The organism is Paraburkholderia sp. IMGN_8, from assembly GCF_038050405.1.
Classification (GTDB): domain Bacteria; phylum Pseudomonadota; class Gammaproteobacteria; order Burkholderiales; family Burkholderiaceae; genus Paraburkholderia.
The window spans coordinates 4,075,536-4,101,701 of the sequence record NZ_CP150900.1 but is presented as its reverse complement, the minus strand read 5'-3'; the positions used below and the strand labels follow the sequence as shown (position 1 = coordinate 4,101,701).

Below are 26,166 nucleotides of genomic sequence, written 5' to 3'. Positions count from 1 at the left end.
ATTGTAGCCACGAAACGAATTTTGGCGAGGGCATCATGCGAGAAATTTCCTCTAGCATCGCGTTTGAAATCCGCACCGGCGAAACTGTTCCGATGAAAGTGGCCCGCAGCACCAGGCTGGTCGTGCACGGCGGCGCCGTATGGGTGACACGCAGCGACGACACCGAAGACTACTGGCTGCAGCCCGGCCACACGCTGCGGCTGCGGCGCGGCGAGCGCCTGTGGCTGAGCGCCGAAGGCAACACGCAGGCGAGGGTGGCGTTTTCGGTGCCGACGCGTTGCGACGAGCGGGCGCTGAACTGGTTCGCGCGGGTCGGCGAACGGCTGGCGGCGCGGATGCGCGGCAGCTGGCGCACAGTTTGAGCATAGGCGGCGCCACGGCGGCGGGCACGGCGCCGTGAGCGCTTCCGGCGGGGATGGCCAGATTTCGGTAAACTGGCGCCATCATGTGTGCCACCCCGGTTTCCCCGTCTCCACTGCTCGCCACGGCGCCGCTCATGCTGCGCTGGCGGGGCAGCGAATCTTATGAAGCCAGTTTCGACGCGATGCGCGCGTTCACCGACGAGCGCATCGCCGACACCCCCGACGAAATCTGGCTGGTCGAACACCCCCCCGTCTTCACGCTCGGCCAGGCCGGCGACCCGGCGCATCTGCTGGCCGCCGACAGCGGCATTCCGCTTGTCAAAGTCGATCGCGGCGGGCAGATCACGTATCACGGGCCCGGGCAGGTGGTTGCCTATCTGCTGCTCGATCTGCGCCGCCGCAAGCTGATGGTGCGCGAGATGGTCACGCGGATCGAGCAGGCCGTGATCGACACCCTCGCGGCGTATAATCTCGCCGGAGAACGCAAGGCGGGCGCCCCTGGCATCTATGTGGCGCCCGGGCCGGACGCCGGGCTGCACGCTGGCGCCAAGATCGCCGCGCTGGGTCTGAAAATCCGCAACGGCTGCAGCTATCACGGCGTGAGCCTGAATGTGAAGATGGATCTGCGGCCGTTTCTGGCCATCAATCCATGCGGCTACGCGGGGCTCGAAACAGTCGATATGGCGACGCTGGGCGTCGCTGCCGGCTGGGACGAAGTGGCCCGAACCTTTGCTGCATGCCTCACCGCAAACCTCGACGGCAGTCCCGCGGCCGTCGCCCAACCGCAGGCCGGTGCTCTTACCGCCTGACTGGACCGAACGAATGACTGACGTTACCGCGAACCTCGCAGCCTCTCCCGCTCCTGATGCCGTGCCGGCTGCCGCCGCTGCCACGGCTTACGACGCTACTGCCAAGCAGAAGGCGCAAGCCAAAACCGCCCGTATTCCGATCAAGATCGTCCCGATCGAAAAGCTGAAAAAACCGGACTGGATCCGCGTCAAAGCGGCCACCGGCAATTCGCGCTTCTACGAGATCAAGCAGATTTTGCGCGAGCACAACCTGCACACGGTGTGTGAAGAAGCGAGCTGCCCGAATATCGGTGAATGTTTCGGCAAGGGCACCGCGACCTTCATGATCATGGGCGACAAGTGCACGCGCCGCTGTCCGTTCTGCGACGTCGGCCACGGCCGCCCCGATCCGCTCGATGTGGAAGAACCGGGCAACCTCGCACGCACCATCGCAGCGTTGAAGCTGAAGTATGTGGTGATCACGAGCGTGGACCGTGACGATCTGCGCGACGGCGGCGCGGCTCACTTCGTGGAATGTATCCGTCAGACGCGCGAGCTGTCGCCGGAGACGCGCATCGAAATTCTGACGCCGGATTTCCGCGGCCGTCTGGATCGCGCGATCGGCATTCTGAACGCCGCACCGCCCGATGTGATGAATCACAACCTCGAAACGGTGCCGCGTCTGTACAAGGAGGCGCGTCCGGGTTCGGATTACGCGCATTCGCTGAAGCTGCTGAAGGACTTCAAGGCGCTTCATCCGAACGTTGCAACGAAGTCCGGTTTGATGGTCGGCCTTGGTGAAACCGAAGAAGAAATTTTGCAAGTGATGCGCGATCTGCGCGAGCACGACGTGGATATGCTGACGATCGGCCAATATCTGCAACCGTCGGAGCATCATCTGCCGGTTCGCTCGTACGTGCATCCGGATACGTTCAAGATGTACGAGGAAGAAGCGTACAAGATGGGCTTTACGCATGCCGCCGTTGGCGCGATGGTTCGCTCGAGCTACCACGCTGATTTGCAGGCACATGGAGCTGGGGTGGTCTGAACGGTTTGGCTAGCTGGTAGTTTGAAAATGCAAAGCCCGCACTTGTTGCGGGCTTTGTTTATTTAGGGCGAGGTGCCGGGTTGGGGCGCAGGAGTTGCACCACGAAATTGACTCGAAGTCGCTAGCGGTAGTAGCGAGCAAGCAGCATGGAAATCGAGGCCAGTATTCCTCCGATGCCGACGAAGGGATACATGAAATCGATAATGCGATTGCGCAGCGCGCGGTTCTCGATAATGTAGTCGATGACATTGGGCATTGCGGTCCTCCCTGTGGATTATTTGTCAGGAGTATAGCTTGGTCGCTCTTGATTAGTTAGGTTAGCGAATAATGAGATATCGAAAACAATGCCGCAATGATCGCCGTCATGAACAGTGAAATCCACATGAGTCCTCGATCAGGTGCGTCGACGTAACGATATTCGGGGTGCGGTATGGAATCGGCGGCGCCGAACGATACGATCAGGCAAGCCACCACAATGAACAGAACATGCCAGAGCGGTCCTGCCAGCATGAAAGATCGAGCGTTGTCTGTCGATGCGTCTCCGAGCGCACCTCCAATCTCATAGCACGCGCTCGCGCACATCGAAATGACGACCCACAGCAGTTGCCCGTCTTGGATCGCTTTTATGGCGATGCCTCTCGAGGCCTGCCGATAGAAGCGCGAGAAGCCCAATAGAGGCAACAAAGCAATTGGCGCAAAGACAGGCACGCCGACATTGAAAAACAACCAGCCCAAGCGATGAAGAAATTCGATCATAGGAACGCGAACTGAAGAACAATCCAGAGATCATCCAGTCCGCGCCGAACCGCGGTCAATCCGCCGAACGGCCAGCTTGCGCTCAGGCAGCTCAATCCGCCATCATCCGCTAGAGCCAATCCGCTGCACGCAGCAACAGTCGCACCTATCCAACGCAACCCGAAAAGCAATGCTCGAACAGCGTGATTAGCAATTGCGGATTAATTAGAACAGCGCGCACACAAACTCCCTATAGTCGAAAGCCTCCCAGACAACACACACTAAAGGGGCTTCCCGATGAATCGCTTCCTCCGTCCGCTCGCCGCATTCGCTGCGCTGCTCGCACTGTCCGCGCCGTTTGCCGGCACCGCACATGCCGATACCAAAGAAGTCGTGATCGCGTATCAGGACATGGTCGTGCCCTGGCGCTATGCGCAGGCCACCGGCGAAGTCGAGAAAGCCACTGGCTATAAGGTCACCTATCGCAAGCTCGGCAGCGGCGCCGACGTGATCCGCGCCCTGGCCTCCGGTTCGGTGCAACTCGGCGAGGCTGGGTCGAGCCCGATCGCGGCAGGGCTGTCGCAAGGCGTCGATATTTCGCTGTTCTGGATTCTCGACAACATCAACGACGCCGAAGCGCTGGTCGCGCGCGACGGTTCCAACGTGACGAGCGTCGCAGGTCTGAAGGGCAAGAAGATCGGCGTGCCGTTCGTGTCGACCTCGCACTTTCATACACTGGTCGCGCTGCAGAGCGCCGGCGTGAATCCGTCCGACGTGAAGATCGTCAACTTGCGCCCGCCTGAAGTCGCGGCAGCGTGGGAGCGCGGCGACATCGACGCGACCTACATCTGGGACCCGGTGCTGGCGAAGGTGAAGAAGAACGGCAAGGTACTGATCACGTCGGGGCAGGTTGCACAGCAAACCGGCAAGGCGACCTTCGACGGCTTCGTCGTCGACCGTAAGTTCGCTAGTCAGAACGCAGAGTTCGTCGCGCGTTTCGTGAAGGTGCTGGCCGCGACCGATGCGAGCTACCGCGATCACACGTCGGCATGGACCGCGACTTCGCCGCAGGTCGAAGCCGTTGCGAAGGAGTCCGGCGCCACCGCGCAGGAGGTGCCGGCGAGCCTCGCGCTGTACGCGTTCCCGACGCCGGCGCAGCAGGCTTCGAATGCATGGCTGGGTGGCGGCGCGCAATCCGGCGCGGCGAAATCGCTGGCTGCCACCGCTGCGTTTCTGAAGACGCAAGGCACGATTCAGAACGTGCTGACCGATTACTCGACCGGTGTCGATCCGCAGTTCGTGCAGTCTGCAGCACATTGATCGCTTCGCAAGGTCTTCCACCAGCATCATGAGGTTCGGCGATGAGCGGTCTTGAGATCCGGCGATTGCAGGTCGCCTACGAAGGTGCGCGCGGTGCGGCGCCGAACGTCGCGCTCTCCGATGTCGATCTGCGCATCGAACCGGGCGAGTTCGTCGTCGCGCTGGGTGCATCGGGATGCGGCAAGACGACCTTGCTGAACTGCATCGCTGGCTTTATTCAGCCGACCGGGGGCGAAGTGTGGCTGAACGGCGAACCGGTGCGCGGGCCGGGTGCGGATCGCGGTGTCGTATTCCAGAAGTACGCGTTGATGCCGTGGCTCGATGTGCTCGACAACGTGGCACTCGGATTGCGCTTTCAGCGCGTACCGAAGGCGGAGCGCGAGCGCATTGCACGGCGGATGCTGGCGCTTGTCGGGCTCGAACAGCACGCTCGCTCGCGGGTCTACGCACTGTCCGGCGGTATGCAGCAGCGCGTCGGCATTGCACGCGCGCTGGCGAGCGATCCACAAGTACTGTTGATGGATGAGCCGATGGGCGCACTCGACGCAATGACGCGCGAGTCGATGCAGGAGCTCGTGCTGGACGTCTGGGGGCGCACGCGTAAGACGGTGTTTTTCATTACGCACAGCGTCGAAGAGGCGCTGTTTCTGGCGACCCGTCTCGTCGTGATGACGCCAGGCCCAGGACGCATCGCCGACAGCTACGACCTGCCGTTCGCGCAACGTTTTCTCGAGACACGCGATGCCCGCGCGGTGAAGTCGTCGCCGGATTTCATCGAATGGCGGGAGCGGCTAGTGCGACGCCTGCACGACCGGAGCGAGCAGAATCAGGAAGAGGTGGCGTCATGACAGCTTCGCGGGAATCATTAGGCAATCTGCCGCTGGCCCAGGCGGATGAGCCGCCACGGAAAAGGGCGCGGCCGGTACGCGGCTGGCGCTTGCCGGGCGAAGGCCCAACCGCGGCGTTGAGCGCAGTTTCCGTGACCACGTTCGCGGCGCTGTGGTGGCTTGCCACGCATCTGCACTGGCTGCCGCCGTTGTTCCTGCCGACGCCGGAGGCCGTTTGGGCCGCGTTTCTGGACGCGTGGCACGGACGCATTCAAGGCGGCTTGCCGCTCTCCCAGCACCTCGCATGGAGCGCACTGCGCGTGTTCGGCGCGTTCGCACTGGCTGCGTTCACCGCAGTGCCGATCGGTATCGTGATGGGCGTGAGCCGGGTCGCGCGCGGCTTGCTCGATCCGCCGCTGGAATTCTACCGGCCGCTGCCGCCGCTCGCGTATCTGCCGCTGGTGGTGATCTGGTTCGGGATCGACGAGACGGCGAAGATCGTCGTGATCTATCTCGCCTGCTTCGCGCCGATCGCGATGGCCGCGCGTGCCGGTGTGCGCAGTGCGACCATCGAGCAGATTCATGCGGCGTATTCTCTCGGTGGCCGCTTCGCGCAGATCGTGCGCTACGTGGTCTTGCCGGCGGCGTTGCCGGAGATTCTGACCGGCCTGCGTATCGCGATCGGCTTCGGCTGGACCACCTTGGTTGCTGCCGAGATGGTCGCCGCCACTGCGGGACTCGGTCAGATGGTGCTCAACGCATCGAGCTTTCTGCGTACCGACGTGGTGGTGATGGGCATCGTGCTGATCGGACTGATCGCGTGGCTGTTCGATCTCGGCATGCGGGCGCTGGAGCGGCGGCTGGTGCCGTGGAAAGGGCGCGTTTAACCGTAGCGTGGACTAAGCGCGGCCCACGGAAACCTTAGGCAAACAGTTCGATCACCGGCCAGCCCCGTTCCGTGGCGATGGCGCGCAAGCGCGCGTCGGGATTGGTCGCGACCGGATGCGTGACACATTCCATCAAGGGTATGTCGTTGATCGAATCGCTATAGAAGTAACTTTGCGGAAAATCCTGCAAGCGATGGCCGAGCGAGGCCAGCCAATTCTCGGTGCGCGTGATCTTGCCTTCGCGGAAAGTGGGTACGCCGACTGCGGTCCCCGTATAGCGCGCCAGAGGATCGTCACCTTCAGTGCCGAGTTCGATCCCGAGCAGATGTTCGAAGCCGAGCGCCTTGCCGATCGGCGTTGTGATGAACACGTTGGTTGCGGTGACGATGCAGCACAAGTCGCCTGCTTCGACATGACGTTGCACCAGCTCGCGCGCTGCCGGCAGGATTGCCGGCGTAATCACATCCTGCATGAACTGGGCATGCCACGCGTCGAGCTGTTCGCGCGAATGGCGGGCGAGCGGCGCCAGTGTGTAGTTCAGATAGGCGGCCATATCGAGCGTGCCAGCCACATATTGCTGGTAGTAGCCGTCGATTTCCTCGGCATGCCGCGTAGCGCCTTCTATGCCCAATCCAGCGATGAAGTGCGCCCACGCCTGATCGCTGTCGAGCGGCAGCAGCGTGTGGTCCAGGTCGAACAGCGCAAGGTTGCGGCTCATCGAGATTCCTCAGCATCAGGTTGTCCAGCAGACTGCTGCGTTAACGACCCGGTCGGCGCACAGCAGTCCACAGCTTTGTGTGAGCGTATATTTAAAAGCACAAAATTACAATAAGGCAAAATTATGCAACACTACGGTCATACGCCCCGGGTGCCGGTTCGAGCGGCATGCGGTTCGGGTCATGGCAGCAGGAACGGAATGCGTAGTGCCTTATGCTGATTCTCCTTAACCTTCTGGCCGGTGTGGCGCTGCTCGTATGGGGGTCGCACATCGTCCGCACAGGCATCCTGCGGGTACTCGGCGCTGACCTGCGCAGCATGCTCGGGCGCAGCACCAGCAGCCGCTGGCGGGCCTTCCTCTCCGGTGTCGGCGTAACGAGCCTCGTGCAGAGCAGCAATGCAACCGCGGTGATCGTCACGTCGTTTGCGGCGCAGGGTCTCTTGCCGCTTACCAGCGGCCTCGCGATCATGCTCGGCGCCGACGTCGGCACCGCCTTGATGGCGCGGGTGCTGACACTCGATCTGTCATGGCTGTCGCCGATCCTGATTCTGTTCGGTGTGCCACTCTTTCTATCGCGCAAGCAGACCCGACTCGGTCAGGTCGGCCGCACGCTAATCGGGCTTGGCTTGATCCTGCTGGCGCTGCATCTGATCGTCGAAGCCGCCCAGCCAATGATGCAAGCCGCCGGCGTGCGGGTGATGTTCGGCGCGCTGACCGGCGACACGATGCTCGATGCGCTGGTCGGTGTGGCATTCGCGATGCTCTCCTATTCGAGCCTCGCGGCGGTATTGCTGACGGCGACGCTCGCGTCGTCCGGTGTGATCTCGTTGAAGGTGGCGTTGTGTCTTGTGATCGGCGCGAACCTCGGCAGCGGTTTGCTGGCGCTGATCGGTACTGTCGCGCAGAACGCGCCGGCGCGGCGTCTGGCGTTGGGCAGTCTTGCGTTCAAGCTTGCCGGCGCGCTGCTGATCCTGCCGTTCGCACCGCTGCTCGCGCGCGCTCTGCCGGTGCTGATCGCGAATCCGCGCGAAGCGGTGGTCGGCTTTCACCTGATCTACAACACGCTGCGTTGCTGTGCGTGCCTGTCGCTGATCGATCCGGTGGCGCGCATTTGCACGCGCATGTTGCCGGACCGGCCGCAGCCGAACGGCGAACTGCGGCCGCTGCATCTGGATGCCGCCGCACTTTCCACGCCGACTCTCGCGCTCGCGCATGCCGCGCGCGAGGTGCTGCGCATCGGTGACATCGTGAGCGCCATGCTCAACAACGTCGCGGAGCTGATCCATCACAACAATCTGGACACAGCGCGCGAAACAGTCCGCATGGACGACGACGTGGACGAACTCTACGCCGCGGTCAAAGCCTATCTCACTCTCATCTCCCGCGAGCAGCTCGACGAGGCCGATAGCCGCCGCTGGACCGACATCATTTCGCTGACGATCAACCTGGAGCATGCGGGCGACATCATCGAGCGGATCGTGAGCGATATCGAGGAGAAGAAGATCGCGCATCGTTTGTCGTTCTCCGAGGAAGGGCTCGGCGAACTGGACGATTTGCAGACGCGTCTTGCCGCCAATCTGCAACTCGGGCTATCCGTGTTTCTGAACAACGATCTGCGTTGCGCGGAGCGCTTGCTGGCGGAGAAGGAACGTTTTCGCGATCTGGAGCGCGCGTATTCATACAAGCATCTGGACCGGCTCGCGGGGCAAAGCTTGCGCAGCATCGAGACCAGCGCGCTGCATCTGGATTTGATCAGCGACATGAAGCGGCTCAATTCGCTGTTCTGCGCGACGGCCTATCCGGTACTCGACGCAGCCGGCGCGTTGCGCGACACGCGCTTGCGCAAACGCGTGCTCGACACGATGCACGTGAAGGAATAGGCGGCTACCCGGCTATGGGTCGCAAGCGCCGTTTATGAGCAAACCACACGCAACTTACACGAAGCACTAAGCCAGAACGATCTCTTCCAGCTTCCTCTTCAGCGATGTGAAGTCTGCGGCTTCGGTCGCCCTTTTGTTGGTGATCAGCACATCTATGCGATCGACCGGACAGTACGAAATCCGGCTGCGTTGGCCGATCTTGCTGTAGTCGGCGAGGATCACGACGCGGTCCGCGTTGGCGACCATGGCGCGCGCCACTTCGGTTTCGCCGTGATCGTAGTTGGTCGCGCCGTGCCGGTGATCGATTCCTACCGGCGAGAGCAGCGCCATGTCCGCACGATAGCGCTGGATGTCGAGCACCGTGGTGGCGCCGGTGGTCGCCATCGCGCGATCGCTGATCGAACCGCCCAGCAGGATGACTTCGTTGGCCGCTTCGGTTTGCTCGACGGCGCCGCGCATTTTCAGTGCGACGTCGATCGAATTGGTGACGATCGTCAGGTTCGCCAGTTTCGCCAGCTCCTCGGCTAGCGCCGCGGTGGTGGTGCCTGCGTCGATAAAAAGCGTCTGGCCACTGGTAATCAACCCGGTGGCCGCCTTGGCGATCGCTGTCTTCGATTTGACGCGCATGTGCGCACGCTCGGCGATCGGCGCTTCGTTCGCAGGTTTGATCGCGCCGCCGTGCACGCGCCGCAACTCACCGAGTGCTTCCAGATCGAGCAGGTCGCGCCGCACTGTTTCGCGCGACACGCCGAGGTCCGCCATGATGCGTTCGGTCGACACGCGTTGAAGCGTCGACAGCAACGCGCGAATTCTCTGATGACGGTCTTCCTGCCACATGCATTTTTCCTTGGATGCGAACGCGCGTTCACATGGCTTTGTTTTAACTACAACATCGTTGACACGGATGTGTGACTGGACGATGTCAAGCGTACTACTTTAGCCGAATTGTGTTGTATTTTTTTGGTAGCTTGCAAATTTGTGTATTTAATCTTAGCCTTCGCAGATCGGACACCCGCGCCTGTTTCGAACACGAAATGTTCGAGAGGGAACTGAAATGTCCTGTTTCGAGCATTTTGCGGCGTTTTTTGGCAATTTGATTGACCCGCCCTCGTTGCCATAATGGATCGTGGCATTCCTCGGACGAACGATTCGCCGCTGCGCGTGGCGTTGCTGGAACGCTGTACGGTTCGTCATCCTGACGATGAGTGCGGGTGCCGGCGCCATTGAAGTATTGGTCGTGCAGCCGGCTATCGCAACGTCACCCGTTAGCGCGATACTACGCGCGGGGCTCGAGAGTGAGGGCTGCACGAAACGGCGTTCGTTATGGCGGTCGTGGCAGTTAAAAGCGTGTCGAGAGCAAATTAACGCGCTCTATCATGAAGGTAACGAGACGTGGGAAACGGGATTAATCGCGCTATATCCGCAGACTGGCCGTATCCGAGGCTGATCGCGCATCGCTGCGGCGGCACGCTGGCGCCGGAGAACACGCTCGCCGGTTTCGACGCGTGCGTACGCTACGGCTACCGGATGGTTGAATTCGACGCCAAGCTCTCCGCCGACAACCAGCTCTTTCTGTTGCATGACGACACGCTGGAGCGCACCACCAACGGCCACGGCGCCGCGGCAGAACATACGTGGCACTCACTGGCTGGGCTCGACGCGGGCGGCTGGTACGGGCCGCAATTCGCGGGCACGCGCCTGCCGACGCTCGCCGAAGCGGCCGAGCGTTGTGCGCGCGACGGCATCGCCGCAAACATCGAAATCAAACCGTGTCCGGGCCGCGACGAGGTCACCGGGCGTCTGGTGGCAAGCGGCGCGCTGACGCTTTGGCAAGCGCAGACGCCGCCACTGCTTTCATCGTTTTCGTTCGATGCGCTAGCCGCTGCGCGCGATGCGGCGCCTTCATTGCGGCGCGGCATGCTGTTCGAGGAGGTGCCGGCGGACTGGCTGCGCATCGTGCGTGAACTGGACTGCGTGTCGTTGCACGCGAGTCACCGGCATCTGACCGAACCGTTGGTCGCCGAGATCCATGCGGCCGGATTGCGCGTGCTGGTCTACACGGTGAACGACCCGAAGCGCGCGCGGTTGCTCGCGCAGTGGGGCGTCGACATGATTTGTACCGATCGCATCGATAGACTGGAACACGACATGTTGTCCGCACCGGCGAACCCGGGCTGAGCATGGGGCGAGCGAGCAGGAGCACAAGCGCGCGCTCACAGAACTCGAATTAGAAATTTTCCAAACGTAGCAATTTCGGCAGAGGATGGGGAAGACTATGAACCGCACCGCGTTAGCACGTTTACTTTCGATGTCGGCCGCTGCGGGTGTTGCCGCAGCCGGCGTGAGCAGCGCTTCGGCCGCGCCGCTCGACACACTGATCGCAGCTGCCAAGCAGGAAGGTCAACTGACCGTGATCGCCTTGCCGCACGACTGGTGCAACTACGGTCAGCTGGTCGCCGGCTTTCAGAAGAAATACGGCATCAAGGTTAACGAGCTGAATCCGGATGCGGGTTCGGGCGACGAAATCGAAGCCATCAAGGCGAACAAGGGCAATAAAGGTCCGCAAGCGCCTGACGTGATCGACGTGGGTTTGTCTTTCGGTCCGAGCGCGAAGGCGGCAGGTCTGCTGCAGCCGTACAAGGTTGCGACGTGGAAGTCGATTCCCAATGACTCGAAAGATGCCGACGGCTACTGGTACGGCGATTACTACGGCGTGCTGTCTTTTGAAGTGAATGCCGACATGATCGACAAGGTGCCGGCCGACTGGAGCGATCTGCTCAAGTCAGACTATAAGAACGCCGTATCGCTGGCAGGCGACCCGCGCTCGGCCAACCAGGCGATCCAGGGCGTGTTCGCCGCGGGCCTCTCTCAGAGCAAGGGCGATGTGAGCAACGCCGACAAAGCCGGCCTCAAATTCTTTGCCGATCTGAACAAGAGCGGCAACTTCGTGCCGGTCATCGGCAAGGCCGCGTCGCTCGCGCAGGGCACCACGCCGATCGTCGTGCGCTGGGACTACAACGCACTGGCTGACCGCGATACGCTGAAGGGCAATCCGAAGGTGCAGGTGGTGATTCCGAAAACGGGCGTCGTCGCCGGTGTCTACGTGCAGGCGATCAGCGCCTATGCGCCGCATCCGAACGCGGCCAAGCTGTGGATGGAATATCTGTATTCGGACGAAGGCCAGATCGGCTGGCTGACCGGCTATTGCCACCCGATGCGCTATAACGAAATGGTCGCGGCGAAGAAGGTCCCGCAAGCGCTGCTCGACAAACTGCCGCCGCCTACGGCCTACAAGAATGTGGTGTTCCCGACGCTGTCCCAACAGGACGCCTACAAGGACACCATCACGAAGCATTGGGACGAAGCGGTCGGCGCGAACGTGAAGTAAGCGAGGCAACGCTACTTCAAAGCGCAGCGTGCAGTTTTGCCGGCGGCGCGCCGCTCCAGTTGAGCGGCGCGCCCGGCGTTAGCCAGATTGCCTAAGGGTAAGCCATGAGCGCTTCATCGGATGCTGGATCGGTGCAGCCGGAATTGCTGGTTCCGCCTGTGCCCACGCCAACGCCTCGCGTCGACGGTCCGGGCCGCGCGTCGCAGTTCCTGAACTGGATCGGCGTGGTGCCGTTCTTTACCTTCGCGCTGTTGTTCCTGATTTTGCCGACCGGCTTTCTGATGGTCGGCGCATTTCAGGATTCGCAAGGCCACTTCACGCTCGCCAATTTTCGCGACCTGCTCCAGCCGGGCATACTCGACGCTTACTGGATCAGCTTCAAGGTGAGCGCCGCTTCCGCGCTCGGCGGCGCGGTGATCGGTTCGCTGCTCGCGTGGGCGGCGGTGCAAGGCAAACTGCCCGGCTGGATTCGTCCGACCTTGATGACGTTCTCCGGCGTCGCGTCGAATTTTGCCGGCGTGCCGCTCGCGTTCGCCTTCATCTGCACATTGGGGCGCGTCGGTCTCGTCACCGTGCTGCTGAAGAAATACCTCGGCTTCAATCTGTATTCGACGGGCTTCAGCGTGTTGAGCTTCTCCGGTTTGACACTGACCTACCTGTACTTCCAGATTCCGTTAATGGTGCTGATCGTCACGCCCGCGCTCGACGGCCTGAAGCGCGAATGGCGCGAAGCCTGCGACTGTCTCGGTGGCACGTCGTATCAATACTGGCGCTACGTTGCGTTGCCGGTGCTGTGGCCGAGCGTGCTCGGCGCCACCTTGCTGCTGTTCGCCAATTCGTTCGGCGCGGTCGCCACCGCTTATGCGCTGACCGGCAGTTCGTTGAACATCGTCACGATCCTGCTGTACGCGCAGATTCGCGGCGACGTGATGCACAACCAGAACCTCGGCTACGCGCTCGCGCTCGGCATGGTTCTCGTGACCGGACTGTCGAACGGCGGCTATATCTGGTTGCGTTCACGCGCGGAAAGGGGGCGTCGATGAAAAGCCAATCGCGTGTGGGCGCGTGGACCGCAATGATCGTCGGTTCGCTGTACTTCCTGATTCCGTTGATCGCGACGTTCGAATTCAGCCTGCGGATGAAGCGCGGCGCGTATAGCTTCGAGGCGTACAGCGTCGTGCTGGCCGATCCGCGGTTTCAGGCCTCGTTCGGCTATTCGATCCTGATGGCGGTGCTGACGATCATCGTCGGCGTGCTGCTGGTGGTGCCGACCGCATACTGGGTGCAATTGCGGCTGCCGAAGCTGCGCCCGGTGGTCGAGTTCATCACGCTGTTGCCGCTGGTGGTTCCGGCGATCGTGATCGTGTTCGGGTATCTGCGCATCTATAACAGCAGTTCGATTCTGCCGCTCACCAGCAACGAACGCGCGACCGACTTATTGCTGGTGCTCGGCTACGTGACGTTATCGCTGCCGTACATGTACCGCGCGGTGGATGCCGGTTTGCGCGCGGTCGACGTGCGTTCGCTGACCGAGGCCGCGGAGTGTCTCGGTGCGAACTGGCCGACGATTCTCTTCAAGGTGATTTTTCCGAATATCCGCTCCGGCATTCTGTCCGGCGCGTTTCTTACCTTTGCCGTGGTGATCGGCGAGTTCACGCTGGCGAGTCTGCTCGACCGGCCCGCGTTCGGACCGTATCTGCAATTGATCGGCGCGAACCGCGCGTATGAGCCGTCGGCGCTCGCGATCATCGCGTTCGTGATTACGTGGGCATCGATGGGTTTGATCCAGGTATTCGGCTCGGCCCGCGCGCTTAGCGGCCAGAAAATTTGACGGACTGAGGCAGCGAATCATGGCTTTTCTTGAGATCGAAAATCTGCATAAGTCGTTCGGGGCGAACACGGCGCTGCATCACTTCGACATGAAGATCGAACGCGGCGAGTTCATCACCTTTCTCGGACCGTCCGGTTGCGGCAAGACCACAGTATTGCGGATGATCGCCGGCTTCGAAACGCCGACGCGCGGCATCATCCGGTTGGACAACAAGGACGTCACGCATCTGCGTACGCGGCAGCGCAAGGTCGGCATGGTGTTTCAGTCGTATGCGCTGTTCCCGAACATGACGGTGGCCGACAACATCGGCTTCGGGCTGAAGATCACGCATCGTCCGCAGGCGGAGATCAAAAAGCGCGTCGAAGAAATGCTGCAGCTGATCAAGCTGCCGCATCTCGGCGAGCGTTATCCATGGCAATTGTCGGGCGGTCAGCAGCAGCGCGTGGCATTGGCGCGCGCGCTGGCCGGCAAGCCGCAAGTGCTGCTGCTCGACGAGCCGCTCTCCGCGCTCGACGCGAAGATCCGCATTTCGCTGCGGCAGGACATTCGCGCGCTGCAGCGCGAACTCGGCATCACATCGATTTTCGTCACGCACGATCAGGAAGAGGCGCTGTCGATTTCCGACCGCATCGTCGTGATGAACGAAGGCCGCGTCGAACAGATCGGCTCGCCTTCGGAGATCTATAACTATCCGCGTACGCGCTTTGTTGCTTCGTTCGTCGGCACGCTGAACATCCTGGCGGGACACGTCGTGGATCCGGCCACCGGCAAGATGGCCGTCGACGGCCAGGAGCTGACGACCACGCAGGAACTGCCGCCGGACGACGCCGGCAAAAAGCGTCTGCTCGCGCTGCGGCCCGAGGCGATCGTGCTAGAGCCGGCCGCGCCCGGCCGCAACACGCTGAATGCAACCGTCGAAGAGGTCAATTTCCTCGGCGCCGTGGTGCGCATCCGAGCACGCGTGAAGGACGCGGTCGTTTCGCTCGACGTGTTCAACGACCCGAATCGCGGCTTGCCGGAACGGGGTCAGCCGGTGTCGCTGGGTTTCTCGCACGAGAACCTGCTGGTGCTCGAAGAAGGCGGCGCATAAGAATCTGCAAACACCAGCAAACGGCGCTCTTCTCGAGCGACGGGCGCTGCTGAAAAGCCATCAGGGTTTTCCCGGATTCGCCGCCTGTATGGATTCCGGATTCCCCGACGCCCCGCGTCCGGATTTCCGGAATCCCGGACGGCGCGCGTCGTAACACACCAAAAAACCTATAAAAATCAAGGCGATTCGCTTCGCATCAAGCTGGCATCGACCTTGCGAAATAGATCACGCGGCCGCAACGGTCCGACAACTAAAGCAAGGAGACAACGATGTCTGATTTCCCTTCCCGGTATCTCTGAATTCGTCGTCTTGTCGCGGCCTAATGCCGTGCACAGGCGTGACGATCATTCGTTCGCATGATGCGCAGCGTGGCAGGCCATGAGCTCATCCACATCGCAGGAAACATCGTGAAGAAACCTATCCACAAAGTGCTGTACGTCCAGGTGATCGTGGCGATCATCATCGGTATCGCGCTCGGACACTACTACCCGAACCTCGCCGTCGACATGAAGCCGCTCGGCGACGGCTTCATCAAGCTGATCAAGATGGTGATCGGGCCGATCATCTTCTGTACGGTGGTGACGGGCATCGCCGGCATGGAAGACATGAAGAAGGTCGGGCGCGTCGGCGGCAAGGCGCTGCTGTACTTCGAAATCGTTTCGACCTTCGCGCTGGTGCTCGGCCTGATCGCCACGCACGTGCTCAAGCCGGGTGTCGGCTTCAACATCGATCCGGCCACGCTCGACGGCAAGGCGGTCGCTTCGTACGCCGCCAAGGCGCACGGCCAGACCACGGTCGATTTCCTGATGCACATCATTCCTGACACGATCTCGTCGGCGTTCGCGCAAGGCGAGATCCTGCAGATCCTGCTGGTCGCGCTGCTGTTCGGCGCGGTGCTGGCAACGGCGGGTGAGAAGGGCAAGGTCGTGACGAACTTCATCGACGGCCTCTCGCACGTGCTGTTCGGCATCGTGCGCATCATCACGAAGCTGGCGCCGATCGGCGCGTTCGGCGCGATGGCCTTCACGATCGGCAAGTACGGCATCGGCTCTCTGTTGCCGATGCTCAAGCTGATCGGCACGTTCTATCTGACTTCGATCGTGTTCGTGGTGGTCGTGCTCGGCCTCATCGCGCGCGCGGTGGGCTTCAACATCCTGCGCTTTGTCTCGTACATCAAGGAAGAGATGCTGATCGTGCTCGGCACGAGCTCGTCGGAAGCCGCACTGCCGCAACTGATGCTCAAGCTCGAAAAGCTCGGCTGCTCGCGCTCGGTGGTGGGCCTCGTGGTGCCGACCGGTTATTCGTTCAACCTCGACGGCACCAACATCTATATGACGATGGCCGTGCTGTTCATCGCCCAGGCCACCAACATCGACCTTACGTGGACGCAGCAGCTCACGCTGCTGGCGGTGACGATGCTGACCTCGAAGGGCGCGAGCGGCGTGACCGGCGCGGGTTTCATCACGCTGGCGGCAACACTCGCTGTGGTGCCGACCATTCCGCTGTCGGGCATGGTGCTGATTCTCGGCATCGACCGCTTCATGAGCGAATGCCGCGCGCTGACCAATATCGTCGGCAACGGCGTGGCGACGGTGGTGGTGTCGGCGTGGGAAAAGGAACTGGATCGCTCGAAGCTGAACGCCGCGCTGCGCGGCGAAGTAGTGGTCAAAGAGCCGGCTGGCGTTTAAGCCGGGTCATGGCCGCGACCGCCAACGTATGAAGCCGGCGGTCGCGCGCCGGCACACCGCGCCGTCGGCCGAACCTCCCGCCGACGGCGCGTCGCCTTATGCCACCTCGCCTTATGCCACAATAACCGATCATCATCGATCGGAATTTGCCAACGTGACGCGCCGCCTGCTGATCCTCTTCGCGCTCGTCGCCGGGCTCGTGGCGGCGTGCGGGCTCACCTACAGCATTGCGTGGCAGCGTGGGATCGACAATTTACGGCACAACGCCGCGGTGCGCGTCGATCGCACTGCCAGCGCGCTGAAGAGCACGCTGGAGCGCTACGAGTCGCTGCCTTATCTGCTTGCCGAACATCCGATCGTGCAGGACGTGCTGGTCAATCCCACGCCAGCCAACGTCGCGCGCGCCAATCTGTACCTCGAAGACCTCAACCTCCACGCGCGGGCCACGGTCACCTACATCATTCCTCTTGACGGCTATTGCGTCGCCGCGAGCAACTGGCACGGGCCGGGCAGCTTCATCGGCGCGGGCTATCAATTCCGGCCGTATTTTCTCGATGCGATCAAGGGCGGCGTGGGCCGCTTCTTCGGCATCGGTACGATCTCGCAGGCGCCGGGCTACTACATCTCGCAGCCGGTGCGGCGCGCGGGCGAGATCGTCGGCGTGGCGGTGGTCAAACTCGATCTCGAATGGTTTCAGGGCGCGGATGCGTCCGAGCCGCTCGTCGTCACCGACGATCACGGCGTGATCTTTCTGTCGTCGGTGCCGGCGTGGAAATATCACACGATACGGCCGCTGTCCGGACAAGTGGCCGACTCGATTTATCAGGCGCGTCAGTATGCGCAGCAGCCGATCGCGCCGCTGCCGGTGACGATCGAGCGCACGCTCGAAGGTAATGCGCAGATCGTGCGCATCGGGGGTGGCCGCTATGCGCCACGCTATCTCGCGTCGCGGCGTGGCATGGGTGAACCCGACTGGCATTTGATCACAATGTCGCCAGTCGATCCGGTCGACGCCGACGCGCGCAACGCGACTATCGTTACCGGATTCGGTTATGTATCGCTGGTGCTGCTCGCGTTCTACTGGAGAATGCGCCGCGCCCGCGTGCGCGAGGTCATGCGCAGCCGTGCGCTGCTGCAGAAAGCCTACGCGGAGTTGAACCGGCGTGTGGCTGAGCGCACCGCGGATCTGTCGCAGGCGAACGAGCAGTTGCAGAAGGAGGTGGCCGAACGCACGCGTGCCGAGCAGGAGCTGCGCGCCGCGCACGATGAGCTGATTCAGGCCAGCAAGCTCGCCGCGCTCGGTCAGATGGCGGCCGGCATCACGCACGAATTGAATCAACCGCTCGCGGCGTTGCGCGGTTTCTCGGACAATACGCGCGTGCTGCTCGAACGCGGCGATCAGGCGTCGGCGCGCGAAAATCTCGAGGCGATCGCGGCGCTCACCGAGCGCATGGGCAAGATCACCAATCAGTTGAAGCTGTTCGTCGGCCGGGCACGGCCCCGCAATGCGCGCGCGCCGATCGTGCGGGCGTTGCGCAACGTCATCGCGCTGCTGCAACAGCGTTTGCAGGGCGTCGAAGTCGAGTTCGCTTTGCTCGATGCCGGGACCGGCACGCGCACGCTTTTGAATCTCGCCGACGATCACCCGCAGCTGATCGCGAATTGCGACGATCTGCGGCTCGAGCAGGTGCTGATCAACCTGCTCGGCAACGCGCTCGACGCAACGGCAGGCATGACGCCGCCGCGCATTTCGATAGAGGTCGAAGTCGCGGATAAGACCTTGTCGTTCGCCGTGCGCGACAACGGTCCAGGCATCCCCGAAGACGTGCTGCCGCGCCTGTTCGAACCGTTCTTCACGACCAAGGAAATGGGCCAGGGGCTTGGGCTGGGCCTTGCGATTTCATCGTCGATTGCGCGCGATTGCGGCGGCACGCTGGTCGCGCGCAATGCGTCCGACGGCGGTGCACTATTCGTGTTGACGCTGCGCCGCGTGCGCGTGCAGACGAGTCAAACATCGGACCCGCTCACGACGGGTTCCTGAATCAGACGAGAACGACATGCTGAACCACGGCTTGCAAGTGCTGTATATCGAGGACGACGAACTGGTGCGCCGCGCCAGCGTGCAGAGCCTGCAACTGGCGGGGTTCGACGTGATCGGCCATGCGTCGGCGGAATCCGCGGCCAGGATGATCAGCGCGGATTTCTCCGGCGTGATCGTCAGCGATATCCGCTTGCCGGGCGCGAGCGGTCTCGATCTGCTCGCGCAATGCCATGAGCGGGCGCCGGACGTGCCGGTGATTCTGGTCACCGGCCACGGCGACATTTCGATGGCCGTGCAGGCCATGCGCGACGGCGCGTATGACTTCATCGAGAAGCCGTTCGCGTCCGAGCGTTTGATCGAGACCGTGCGACGGGCTTTGGAGCGCCGCACGCTGGTGCTGGAAAACCTCGCGCTGCGTCGTGAACTGGCGGAACAGAACACGGTGGCGCCGCGCATCATCGGCCGCAGTCCGGCGATCGAGCAGGTGCGGCGGCTGATTGCGAACGTTGCGCCGACCGATGCGTCGGTGCTGATCAACGGCGACACCGGCGCGGGCAAAGAGTTGATTGCGCGCAGCCTGCACGAACTGTCGCCGCGTCGCGACAAGCCATTTATCGCGGTCAATTGCGGTGCGTTGCCGGAGCCGATGTTCGAGTCGGAAATGTTCGGCTACGAACCGGGTGCGTTTACGGGCGCGGCAAAACGGCGCATCGGCAAGCTCGAACACGCGTCGGGCGGCACATTGTTCCTCGACGAAATCGAGAGCATGCCGCTCGCTTTGCAGGTCAAGCTGCTGCGTGTTCTGCAGGACGGCGTGCTGGAACGGCTCGGGTCCAATCAGCCGATCCGCGTGGATTGCCGCGTGGTTGCCGCCGCGAAGGGCGATATGGCCGAGCATGTCGCGGACGGCTCGTTCCGGCGCGACTTGCTGTATCGGCTGAATGTGGTGACGATCGCGCTGCCGCCGTTAGGGGAGCGGCGCGAGGACATCGTGCCGCTGTTCGAGCACTTCTTGCTGGACGCGGCGGTGCGTTACCAACGTCCCGCGCCGATTCTCACCGACCGGCAGCGCGCGAGTTTGATGCAGCGTGACTGGCCGGGCAATGTGCGGGAGCTGCGCAATGCCGCCGACCGCTTCGTGCTCGGCATCGCCGACGATCCCGTGATGTCGTTCGGCGACGAAGATGCAGCGGCGCAACCGCTCAAAGAGCGTGTCGAGCAATTCGAGCGGGCGGTGATCGCGGAGGCGTTGGAGCAGGTCGGCGGAGTGGTCGCGGTCGCGGCAGACAAGTTGCAGCTTGGGAAAGCGACGCTTTACGAGAAGATCAAACGATATGGCCTGGCGGCCAAAGGGGAAGGGGAGCGGTGAGGGTTTGAAGCGCCGGCGGCGAGGCGATGCGCGCCGGCGCGTCTGGATCGATCCGGATCGGGAAGCGCCACGCAGTCAGGCCGCGTTCAGCGCTTTTTCCAACAGCTGGTCGAGTTCCGCGAATTGCGGCTCACCGACATAACGCTTGAGAATCTTGCCGTCCTTGTCGACCACGAAGGTGGTCGGCGTGAGCTGGACGTTGCCGAACTGCTTGGCGGCCGAGCCGTCGTCCATTGCAACCTTGAACGGCAACTGGCGCGTTTGCGTGTAGTTCGTCACGTACATCGGCGCGTCGTAGTTCATCGCGACCGCGACGAATTCCAGCCCTTTGCCCTTGAAGCGGTTATAGGTCTGGACCATCTGCGGCATTTCCTTCATGCAGGTGTCGCAGCTGGTCGCCCAGAAGTTGACCAGGTAGACCTTGCCCTTCAGATCGGCGGTCGAGACTTTCTGGCCGGACAGCAAAGTGAAGGTCGCATCGGGCACGCGTTGCTGGCCGGCAAAGGCGAAATAGCCGGCAATGGCGATCGCGGCGGCTACGACGGCCATGATGATGTAACGAAGCGGACTCGCGCGGCGGGCGGCAGTGGACGGGGTGGAGCTCATGAACGGAACCTCGAGAGTCGCGCAGAACGCGCGGGACAGTGCGTCGGCTTGGGTTTTAAGCCCGAATTGCTTGGTGCCGCTATTGTAGCCCCAATCCGGGGGCGCGGCAGGACGCGGGCCGGGAGCGGATAATGGAGCTTTCCGTTCTCGTCAGTCCGATCTTCTGTTCCATGCTCCGAACCGCCTTTCGTTTTCTCGCCCGCCGTCCGCTTTGCCGTTCCGATAGCCGTCCCTCTGGCCAGCACATGATGGCTGGCCGCCCAGTCGCTGCAGTTCCGCGCTCGCAGCATGCGCTCGCAGCGCTTGGCGCTGCGGTCTGCGCGCTGGCGCTGGGCGGCGCGCTGACAGCGTGTTCGCCGACTTTCGACTGGCGCACCATCATGAACAACGACAACGGTTATACCGTCGACTTGCCGGCCAAGCCCGGCAACGATCAGCGCTCGGTGCAGATCGCCGGCACGCCGATGCAGATGGCGATGCAGACGGCCGAAGCCGGCGACGCCGTGTTCGCGGTTGGCACCGTGATGCTGCCGAACGACGATCAGGAGACGCAACGCGCCGCGCTCGAATTCTTGCGCACCGGCCTTGCCCGCAACGTGGGTGCCGCGCCCGATGCGCACGCCGTACAGATTCCGCTCGCCGCAGGCGGCAAGGTGCTCGGTCTGGAAATGAAACTGAGCGGCGAAGCCGGTTCGCAACACGAAGCGCGCACGGTCTACGCACGGCTGGTGGCGCGCGGCCGGCACGTCTATCAGGCGGCGATCATCGCTTCCAGGCCACTGCCACAGGAACAGGTCGACCAGTTTTTTTCGTCGTTCCAGCTTTATTGACAGCGGTGGTTTGGGCCGATCCGGCGCGCGAAGTCTGGCTGGACACAGTGAAAGTTTCTTCGCAGCTTCGCGCGCTAATTGCCGGTTTACATGGAGGTTTTCCAGTTACCCACAGGTGCTGTGGATAACTCTGTTGAGAACTCTGTGCTAATTGTCGAAGATGCCCATTCCGTGGGCATTCTGTCAGTTTGCCCGCGCATGGGTCATTCAAAAAAGCACAATAAAATCAAAGCCTTTTTCGCTTCGGCTCACAAGCGCCTTTCAGATGTATCCAAATCTATCTGGAGCGCGCGAATGTGCATAAGTCAAGTCTTGACAGCGGATTTTTCGCCTTATACGGAGCCAAAAGCCCGCCGATATTGGATCGCTTCGCCGATCTGCGCAGCACTTGGCGTAGCTTCCCCTGCAAGGTCGGCGATGGTCCGGGCCACCTTCAGGACCCGGTAGTAAGCGCGCGCTGACCATCTGAAGCGCTCGCCTGCTTCGCGCAACAATGCTTCACCGGCTGTGTCGGGGCGGCAAACGTCGTCTACTTCACGCCCCCCCAGTTCGCGATTGGTTTTGCCCTGGCGTGCCAGTTGCCGCGCTCGCGCCGCGCCTACCCTTTCCGCTATCGCCGCGCTCGCTTCTGCGCTGACTGTCTTGCGCGCGGACAGTTCTGCGGCGCCAAGCGCGGGAATCTCGATCTGGATATCGATCCGGTCGACCAGCGGCCCAGACAGCTTGCGCAGATAGCGCGCCGCAATCTCCGGCGTGCAACGGCAACGGCCGTTGGGGTCGCCGCGCCATCCGCACGGACAGGGATTCATGGCGGCTATCAATTGGCAGGCCGCCGGGAAATCCGCTTGCAACGCCGCGCGCGAAATCGTGATGCGGCCCGCTTCGAGCGGCTCACGCAGCGTTTCCAGCACATGACGGTCGAATTCCGGCAGTTCGTCGAGGAACAGCACGCCCAGATGTGCCAGCGTGATTTCGCCGGGTTGCGGTGGATTGCGTCCGCCGACCAGCGCAGCCGCGCTCGATGAGTGATGCGGCGCGCGAAATGGCCGTTGCCGCCACTGGGAAGGCGTAAAGCCGGACCGGCTGGCTGACAGCAAGGCGGCGGAGCTGAGCGCCTCATCGTCGGTCATCGGCGGGAGCAGGCTTGGCAGGCGCGCGGCAAGCATCGATTTGCCCGCGCCGGGCGGTCCCACCATCAGGACGTGATGACCGCCGGCGGCGGCGACCTCGAGTGCGCGGCGCGCGCCGCGCTGGCCGATCACGTCGGCCATGTCGGGGACCACCACGGGCGCGCTCTCGGTAAGGTCGGGCGCGGTGACAGGATAGAGCCGGGCGTCGGGTGCTTCGGCCAGATGGGCGCACAGCGACGGCAGATCGGCGGCGCCGTAGACATCGACGCCGGGTACAAGCGCGGCTTCCGCGGCGCTGGCGGCTGGAAGATAAAGCTGCGCGGCGTGCCGAGCTGGCGTCCCTGCCGCCGACTGCTCGCCCGCAGTAATAGAGGCGCCGTTAGAAGCGCCGCTGCGCGCCGTCCCGCAGGCCATCGCGAAAGCGCCGCGCATGGGTCGCAGCGCGCCGGTCAGCGACAGTTCGCCGGCAAATTCACGGTGCAGTAACGATTCCGCCGGAATCTGCCCGCTTGCCGCCAGAATGCCCAGCGCGATCGGCAGGTCGAAGCGGCCGGACTCTTTCGGCAAATCGGCGGGAGCGAGATTGACTGTGATGCGCCGGACAGGGAAATCGAAGCCGCAGTTCTGCAGCGCCGCGCGCACGCGCTCGCGGCTTTCGCGCACTTCCAGATCAGGAAGGCCGACGATCGAAAAGGAGGGTAATCCGTTCGCGAGGTGAACCTCGACGGTTACTTCAGGCGCGCGGCCAGAGGCCGGCGCGCGACTGCGCACCACGGCAAGCGACATGTTTTCTCCCGTCGGACAGCGCGCTAAAAGCGCACCGGTCCCCTAAAACGCTGATGACGTCACGGCTCGCTTGCCAGTGATGTGCAGCAAAGATGCAGCCGATAGACCGGCTCGTTCCTCGCCTTACGGCGTTTGCGTCGTCACCGGCAGCTTCTGCTCGAGTTCGGCGACGCGGCGCTCCAGCTCCTCGAGGCGCGCGCGGGTGCGCACCAGCACCTGGGTTTGCGTATCGAATTCCTCACGCGTGACCAGGTCGAGCTTCGAAAAACCCTGCGACAGCATGGCTTTGACGTTGCGTTCGACATCTTTGGCCGGCGAGTTCTTGAACAGCTCGCTCATGCGTGCCTGGAAATCGTTAAAGACATCGTTCGGTTGTTTCATGGTGTTCCCCTTGGTGCACAAATAATGTGCATATTTCGTTACGTCTGTGCTTTGTCACAGCGAATGATCGCTATTGGTGCATGGCCGGCCGCCTGCCGCCGCCGCATGAGCCCCTTTGGTGCGCGGCCGTGTAGTCGAAGCCTGCGAACACTCTAGCAACGATCCATGTGCCGCGCCAGCGTGCCCCGCCCACGTTGGCCATCCGGCCAGGGCCGCTTGCGCCCCTTTTGCAGCGCGCCGCGAGCGAAGTCTGACACAACTGGCATGCGAGTTGCTGTTACTGCCCCGCGCGCACTGTCGGGAGCTGTTTTCCGGCAGCGGAACGAGACCACGCGAACGGGTTACGGGTACGCAAACAGGTTACGCAACGGGTTACGCAACTTAGCGAGGCATTTCATGAAACTCATTACCGCAATCATCAAGCCGTTCAAGCTCGATGAGGCGCGCGAAGCCTTGTCGGCCATCGGCGTCTCGGGCATCACGGTGACGGAAGTCAAAGGCTTTGGCCGTCAGAAGGGCCACACGGAGCTGTATCGGGGCGCCGAATATGTGGTCGATTTCCTGCCGAAGGTGAAGATCGAGGCAGCTGTCTCGGACGACATCGTCGACCAGGCGATCGAAGCGCTCGAACGCGCGGCGCGCACCGGCAAGATCGGCGACGGCAAGATTTTTGTCACGCCGATCGAGCAAGTGATTCGGATCCGCACCGGGGAGACCGGCGCGGACGCTCTGTAATACCAAAAGATAGCGACACAGATAGCGACAAGAGGAAACGAAAGATGCGCAAATTATTGATGTCCTTGCTGATGGCCGGTTCGCTGCTCGCGGGCGGTATCGGCGCCGCCCTTGCGGACGACGCTTCCGCCCCCGCAGCCGCTTCGGCCGCTGCTTCCGATACGGCGGCGAGCGCGCCGGCGCCTGAGGCTTCGGCGGCACCTGCCGCTGCCGCGGCTTCGGCACCGGCCGCGGAAGCGTCCGCTGCACCGGCTGCCAGCGCCGCAGCCGCACCTGATGCATCGGCCGCATCCGCTGCCGCCGCGCCGGCAGCCCCGACCGCGCCGTTCTCGGTCGATTCGTCGAAGATCAATTCGGGCGACACCGCCTGGATGCTGACCTCCACCGCGCTCGTGCTGTTCATGACGATCCCGGGTCTGGCGCTGTTCTACGGCGGCATGGTCCGCAAGAAGAGCGTGCTCGCGATCCTGATGCAAAGCTTCGCGATCACCTGCCTTGTGTCGATCATCTGGGTCGTGGTGGGCTACAGCCTCGCCTTCACCCCGGGCGGTTCGTTCATCGGTGGCTTGTCACGCTTCTTCATGGCGGGCATGAACTACATCCACGGCGACAAGGCGACGACGCTGACCGTCAGCCACCTTGCACCGACGATTCCGGAAACGGTCTACTGCGTCTATCAGATGACGTTCGCGATCATTACCCCGGCACTGATCACGGGCGCGTTTGCCGATCGCATGAAGTTTTCGGCGATGCTGGTGTTCATGACGCTGTGGTCGATCATCGTCTACTCGCCGATCGCGCATATGGTCTGGGAACCGAGCGGCTGGCTGGCTAGCGCGGGCATCCTCGACTTCGCGGGCGGCACGGTGGTGCACATCAACGCCGGTATCGCGGCGCTGGTCTGCGCTCTGGTGCTCGGCAAGCGTGTCGGCTACGGCAAGGAAGCGATGGCGCCGCACAACCTGACGCTCACGCTGATCGGCGGCGCCATGCTGTGGGTAGGCTGGTTCGGCTTCAACGCGGGTTCGGCAGTGGCGGCTGACGGCCGTGCCGGCTTCGCGATGTTCGCAACGCAAGTGGCAACCGCAGCGGCAGCGCTCGCCTGGATGTTCGCTGAATGGGCCGCCAAGGGTAAGCCGTCGGTGCTCGGTATCGTGTCGGGTGCCGTGGCAGGTCTGGTGGCGATTACGCCGGCTTCGGGCTTCGTCGGTATGACGGGTTCACTCGTGATCGGCATCGCGGCAGGCGTGATCTGCTTCTGGTCGGCTACGTGGCTCAAGCACAAGCTCGGTTACGACGACTCGCTCGACGCGTTCGGCGTGCACTGCATCGGCGGTATCGTGGGTGCGCTTCTGACCGGTGTGTTCGCGGTCAAGGACATCGGCGGCGCGGACGGCAGCATCGTTCTGCAGGCGAAGGGCGTGTTGACGACGCTGATCTACAGCGGCGTGGTGAGCTTCATCCTGCTGAAGATCATCGACATGGTGATCGGCCTGCGCGTGACGGAAGAACAGGAACGCGAAGGTCTGGACGTGACGCTACACGGCGAACACGTCGAATAAGGATCGAATACAAGCTCCAGGGCTTGACGGATCACAGAATCAAGCGCAGCGACTTTGGCCCGCCTTTATGGCGGGCTTTTTTCTTGCCGCGTATCTTGTTAACCGCAGATTTTCGCGCCTATCATGGCGATAGCGAGAATGCATTCGCATCCGCTTGCGAATGG

Annotated in this window: 25 protein-coding genes; 18 read left to right on the top strand and 7 right to left on the bottom strand. The window is 62.5% G+C overall.

Annotated elements, in window-relative coordinates; translation table 11 throughout:
• Positions 1–35 precede the first annotated feature (35 nt).
• The 3 genes from WN982_RS18650 (at position 36) to lipA (ending at position 2,198) form a co-directional block, all read left to right on the top strand.
• Complete coding sequence (locus WN982_RS18650; protein WP_341313381.1) at positions 36–362, top strand: DUF2917 domain-containing protein; 327 nt, start codon at positions 36–38, stop codon at positions 360–362.
• Positions 363–445: 83 nt separating this feature from the next.
• Positions 446–1,171: a lipoyl(octanoyl) transferase LipB gene (gene lipB, locus WN982_RS18645; protein ID WP_341313380.1), complete on the top strand. Its 726-nt coding sequence runs from the start codon at positions 446–448 to the stop codon at positions 1,169–1,171.
• 13 nt (positions 1,172–1,184) lie between these two features.
• Positions 1,185–2,198 carry a lipoyl synthase gene (lipA, locus tag WN982_RS18640; RefSeq protein WP_341313379.1) on the top strand — a complete coding sequence of 338 codons (1,014 nt, stop codon included), beginning with the start codon at positions 1,185–1,187 and terminating at the stop codon, positions 2,196–2,198.
• Positions 2,199–2,319: 121 nt separating this feature from the next.
• Here lipA and WN982_RS18635 read toward each other — a convergent pair whose 3' ends face one another.
• Together WN982_RS18635 and WN982_RS18630 are read right to left on the bottom strand one after the other, a co-directional pair.
• A complete protein-coding gene (locus WN982_RS18635; protein WP_341313378.1) occupies positions 2,320–2,454 on the bottom strand; it encodes a hypothetical protein in 135 nt (44 codons plus the stop codon).
• A 56-nt stretch (positions 2,455–2,510) separates the two neighbouring features.
• The gene (locus tag WN982_RS18630) at positions 2,511–2,954 is read right to left on the bottom strand and encodes a hypothetical protein (RefSeq protein WP_341313377.1); all 444 of its coding nucleotides are present in this window, start codon (positions 2,952–2,954) and stop codon (positions 2,511–2,513) included.
• Positions 2,955–3,230: 276 nt separating this feature from the next.
• On the opposite strand from WN982_RS18630, the gene tauA reads away from it, so the two are divergent.
• From tauA to WN982_RS18615, 3 genes are read left to right on the top strand one after another with little or no spacing between them, the layout of a single operon-like run.
• The gene (gene tauA, locus WN982_RS18625) at positions 3,231–4,253 is read left to right on the top strand and encodes a taurine ABC transporter substrate-binding protein (protein WP_341313376.1); all 1,023 of its coding nucleotides are present in this window, start codon (positions 3,231–3,233) and stop codon (positions 4,251–4,253) included.
• 41 nt (positions 4,254–4,294) lie between these two features.
• On the top strand, positions 4,295–5,101 hold the full coding sequence (locus WN982_RS18620; protein ID WP_341313375.1) for an ABC transporter ATP-binding protein: 807 nt from the start codon (positions 4,295–4,297) through the stop codon (positions 5,099–5,101).
• Positions 5,098–5,967, top strand: a complete 870-nt coding sequence (locus WN982_RS18615) for an ABC transporter permease subunit (protein WP_341313374.1) — start codon at positions 5,098–5,100, stop codon at positions 5,965–5,967. The genes WN982_RS18620 and WN982_RS18615 overlap by 4 nt, the downstream gene beginning before the upstream one ends.
• Positions 5,968–6,001: 34 nt before the next feature.
• On the opposite strand, the gene WN982_RS18610 is transcribed toward WN982_RS18615, so the two are convergent.
• A complete protein-coding gene (locus WN982_RS18610; RefSeq protein ID WP_341313373.1) occupies positions 6,002–6,685 on the bottom strand; it encodes an HAD family hydrolase in 684 nt (227 codons plus the stop codon).
• Between the two features lie 212 nt (positions 6,686–6,897).
• Between WN982_RS18610 and WN982_RS18605 the strand changes: the two genes are divergently transcribed.
• On the top strand, positions 6,898–8,565 hold the full coding sequence (locus tag WN982_RS18605; RefSeq protein ID WP_341313372.1) for a Na/Pi cotransporter family protein: 1,668 nt from the start codon (positions 6,898–6,900) through the stop codon (positions 8,563–8,565).
• Positions 8,566–8,631: 66 nt separating this feature from the next.
• On the opposite strand, the gene WN982_RS18600 is transcribed toward WN982_RS18605, so the two are convergent.
• Positions 8,632–9,402, bottom strand: coding sequence for a DeoR/GlpR family DNA-binding transcription regulator (locus WN982_RS18600; RefSeq protein ID WP_341313371.1), 771 nt, complete (start codon positions 9,400–9,402; stop codon positions 8,632–8,634).
• A 555-nt stretch (positions 9,403–9,957) separates the two neighbouring features.
• On the opposite strand from WN982_RS18600, the gene ugpQ reads away from it, so the two are divergent.
• The 8 genes from ugpQ to WN982_RS18560 all read left to right on the top strand — a co-directional run bounded on the left by ugpQ (position 9,958) and on the right by WN982_RS18560 (position 19,972).
• Positions 9,958–10,743: a glycerophosphodiester phosphodiesterase gene (gene ugpQ, locus WN982_RS18595; protein ID WP_341313370.1), complete on the top strand. Its 786-nt coding sequence runs from the start codon at positions 9,958–9,960 to the stop codon at positions 10,741–10,743.
• Between the two features lie 97 nt (positions 10,744–10,840).
• Positions 10,841–11,953, top strand: coding sequence for an ABC transporter substrate-binding protein (locus WN982_RS18590; protein WP_341313369.1), 1,113 nt, complete (start codon positions 10,841–10,843; stop codon positions 11,951–11,953).
• A gap of 104 nt (positions 11,954–12,057) precedes the next feature.
• Complete coding sequence (locus WN982_RS18585; protein WP_341313368.1) at positions 12,058–12,996, top strand: ABC transporter permease subunit; 939 nt, start codon at positions 12,058–12,060, stop codon at positions 12,994–12,996.
• On the top strand, positions 12,993–13,784 hold the full coding sequence (locus WN982_RS18580) for an ABC transporter permease (protein WP_341313367.1): 792 nt from the start codon (positions 12,993–12,995) through the stop codon (positions 13,782–13,784). The genes WN982_RS18585 and WN982_RS18580 overlap by 4 nt, the downstream gene beginning before the upstream one ends.
• Before the next feature lie 19 nt (positions 13,785–13,803).
• Positions 13,804–14,874, top strand: a complete 1,071-nt coding sequence (locus WN982_RS18575; protein WP_341313366.1) for an ABC transporter ATP-binding protein — start codon at positions 13,804–13,806, stop codon at positions 14,872–14,874.
• Between the two features lie 407 nt (positions 14,875–15,281).
• On the top strand, positions 15,282–16,562 hold the full coding sequence (locus WN982_RS18570; RefSeq protein ID WP_341313365.1) for a dicarboxylate/amino acid:cation symporter: 1,281 nt from the start codon (positions 15,282–15,284) through the stop codon (positions 16,560–16,562).
• Positions 16,563–16,590: 28 nt separating this feature from the next.
• On the top strand, positions 16,591–18,603 hold the full coding sequence (locus WN982_RS18565) for an ATP-binding protein (RefSeq protein WP_341313364.1): 2,013 nt from the start codon (positions 16,591–16,593) through the stop codon (positions 18,601–18,603).
• A 16-nt stretch (positions 18,604–18,619) separates the two neighbouring features.
• Positions 18,620–19,972 (top strand): sigma-54 dependent transcriptional regulator, encoded by a 1,353-nt coding sequence (locus WN982_RS18560; RefSeq protein WP_341313363.1) that lies wholly within the window; start codon positions 18,620–18,622, stop codon positions 19,970–19,972.
• A gap of 75 nt (positions 19,973–20,047) precedes the next feature.
• Here WN982_RS18560 and WN982_RS18555 read toward each other — a convergent pair whose 3' ends face one another.
• Entirely contained in the window at positions 20,048–20,578 is a 531-nt protein-coding gene (locus tag WN982_RS18555; RefSeq protein WP_341313362.1) for a TlpA disulfide reductase family protein, read from the bottom strand.
• 170 nt (positions 20,579–20,748) lie between these two features.
• Here WN982_RS18555 and WN982_RS18550 point away from each other — a divergent pair, with 170 nt between their 5' ends.
• A complete protein-coding gene (locus tag WN982_RS18550) occupies positions 20,749–21,408 on the top strand; it encodes a hypothetical protein (RefSeq protein ID WP_341315840.1) in 660 nt (219 codons plus the stop codon).
• 332 nt (positions 21,409–21,740) lie between these two features.
• On the opposite strand, the gene WN982_RS18545 is transcribed toward WN982_RS18550, so the two are convergent.
• Entirely contained in the window at positions 21,741–23,324 is a 1,584-nt protein-coding gene (locus WN982_RS18545) for a YifB family Mg chelatase-like AAA ATPase (RefSeq protein WP_341313361.1), read from the bottom strand.
• Positions 23,325–23,447: 123 nt separating this feature from the next.
• Positions 23,448–23,705 carry an accessory factor UbiK family protein gene (locus WN982_RS18540; RefSeq protein ID WP_154564624.1) on the bottom strand — a complete coding sequence of 86 codons (258 nt, stop codon included), beginning with the start codon at positions 23,703–23,705 and terminating at the stop codon, positions 23,448–23,450.
• A gap of 396 nt (positions 23,706–24,101) precedes the next feature.
• Between WN982_RS18540 and WN982_RS18535 the strand changes: the two genes are divergently transcribed.
• Positions 24,102–24,440 carry a P-II family nitrogen regulator gene (locus WN982_RS18535; RefSeq protein WP_006048089.1) on the top strand — a complete coding sequence of 113 codons (339 nt, stop codon included), beginning with the start codon at positions 24,102–24,104 and terminating at the stop codon, positions 24,438–24,440.
• Positions 24,441–24,484: 44 nt separating this feature from the next.
• On the top strand, positions 24,485–26,002 hold the full coding sequence (locus WN982_RS18530) for an ammonium transporter (RefSeq protein WP_341313360.1): 1,518 nt from the start codon (positions 24,485–24,487) through the stop codon (positions 26,000–26,002).
• The last annotated feature ends 164 nt before the right edge of the window (positions 26,003–26,166 follow it).

Bases quoted from the DNA above. Each gene is read 5' to 3' on its own strand.
- WN982_RS18600 (WP_341313371.1), bottom strand. From the start codon at position 9,402: ATGTGGCAGGAAGACCGTCATCAGAGAATTCGCGCGTTGCTGTCGACG.
- WN982_RS18605 (WP_341313372.1), top strand. From the start codon at position 6,898: ATGCTGATTCTCCTTAACCTTCTGGCCGGTGTGGCGCTGCTCGTATGG.
- WN982_RS18550 (WP_341315840.1), top strand. From the start codon at position 20,749: ATGCTCCGAACCGCCTTTCGTTTTCTCGCCCGCCGTCCGCTTTGCCGT.
- WN982_RS18565 (WP_341313364.1), top strand. From the start codon at position 16,591: ATGAAGCCGGCGGTCGCGCGCCGGCACACCGCGCCGTCGGCCGAACCT.
- tauA (WP_341313376.1), top strand. From the start codon at position 3,231: ATGAATCGCTTCCTCCGTCCGCTCGCCGCATTCGCTGCGCTGCTCGCA.
- WN982_RS18580 (WP_341313367.1), top strand. From the start codon at position 12,993: ATGAAAAGCCAATCGCGTGTGGGCGCGTGGACCGCAATGATCGTCGGT.
- WN982_RS18555 (WP_341313362.1), bottom strand. From the start codon at position 20,578: ATGAGCTCCACCCCGTCCACTGCCGCCCGCCGCGCGAGTCCGCTTCGT.
- WN982_RS18545 (WP_341313361.1), bottom strand. From the start codon at position 23,324: ATGTCGCTTGCCGTGGTGCGCAGTCGCGCGCCGGCCTCTGGCCGCGCG.
- lipB (WP_341313380.1), top strand. From the start codon at position 446: ATGTGTGCCACCCCGGTTTCCCCGTCTCCACTGCTCGCCACGGCGCCG.
- WN982_RS18560 (WP_341313363.1), top strand. From the start codon at position 18,620: ATGCTGAACCACGGCTTGCAAGTGCTGTATATCGAGGACGACGAACTG.
- WN982_RS18615 (WP_341313374.1), top strand. From the start codon at position 5,098: ATGACAGCTTCGCGGGAATCATTAGGCAATCTGCCGCTGGCCCAGGCG.
- WN982_RS18635 (WP_341313378.1), bottom strand. From the start codon at position 2,454: ATGCCCAATGTCATCGACTACATTATCGAGAACCGCGCGCTGCGCAAT.
- WN982_RS18630 (WP_341313377.1), bottom strand. From the start codon at position 2,954: ATGATCGAATTTCTTCATCGCTTGGGCTGGTTGTTTTTCAATGTCGGC.
- WN982_RS18535 (WP_006048089.1), top strand. From the start codon at position 24,102: ATGAAACTCATTACCGCAATCATCAAGCCGTTCAAGCTCGATGAGGCG.
- WN982_RS18590 (WP_341313369.1), top strand. From the start codon at position 10,841: ATGAACCGCACCGCGTTAGCACGTTTACTTTCGATGTCGGCCGCTGCG.
- WN982_RS18650 (WP_341313381.1), top strand. From the start codon at position 36: ATGCGAGAAATTTCCTCTAGCATCGCGTTTGAAATCCGCACCGGCGAA.
- WN982_RS18585 (WP_341313368.1), top strand. From the start codon at position 12,058: ATGAGCGCTTCATCGGATGCTGGATCGGTGCAGCCGGAATTGCTGGTT.
- WN982_RS18620 (WP_341313375.1), top strand. From the start codon at position 4,295: ATGAGCGGTCTTGAGATCCGGCGATTGCAGGTCGCCTACGAAGGTGCG.
- WN982_RS18530 (WP_341313360.1), top strand. From the start codon at position 24,485: ATGCGCAAATTATTGATGTCCTTGCTGATGGCCGGTTCGCTGCTCGCG.
- WN982_RS18540 (WP_154564624.1), bottom strand. From the start codon at position 23,705: ATGAAACAACCGAACGATGTCTTTAACGATTTCCAGGCACGCATGAGC.
- WN982_RS18610 (WP_341313373.1), bottom strand. From the start codon at position 6,685: ATGAGCCGCAACCTTGCGCTGTTCGACCTGGACCACACGCTGCTGCCG.
- lipA (WP_341313379.1), top strand. From the start codon at position 1,185: ATGACTGACGTTACCGCGAACCTCGCAGCCTCTCCCGCTCCTGATGCC.
- WN982_RS18575 (WP_341313366.1), top strand. From the start codon at position 13,804: ATGGCTTTTCTTGAGATCGAAAATCTGCATAAGTCGTTCGGGGCGAAC.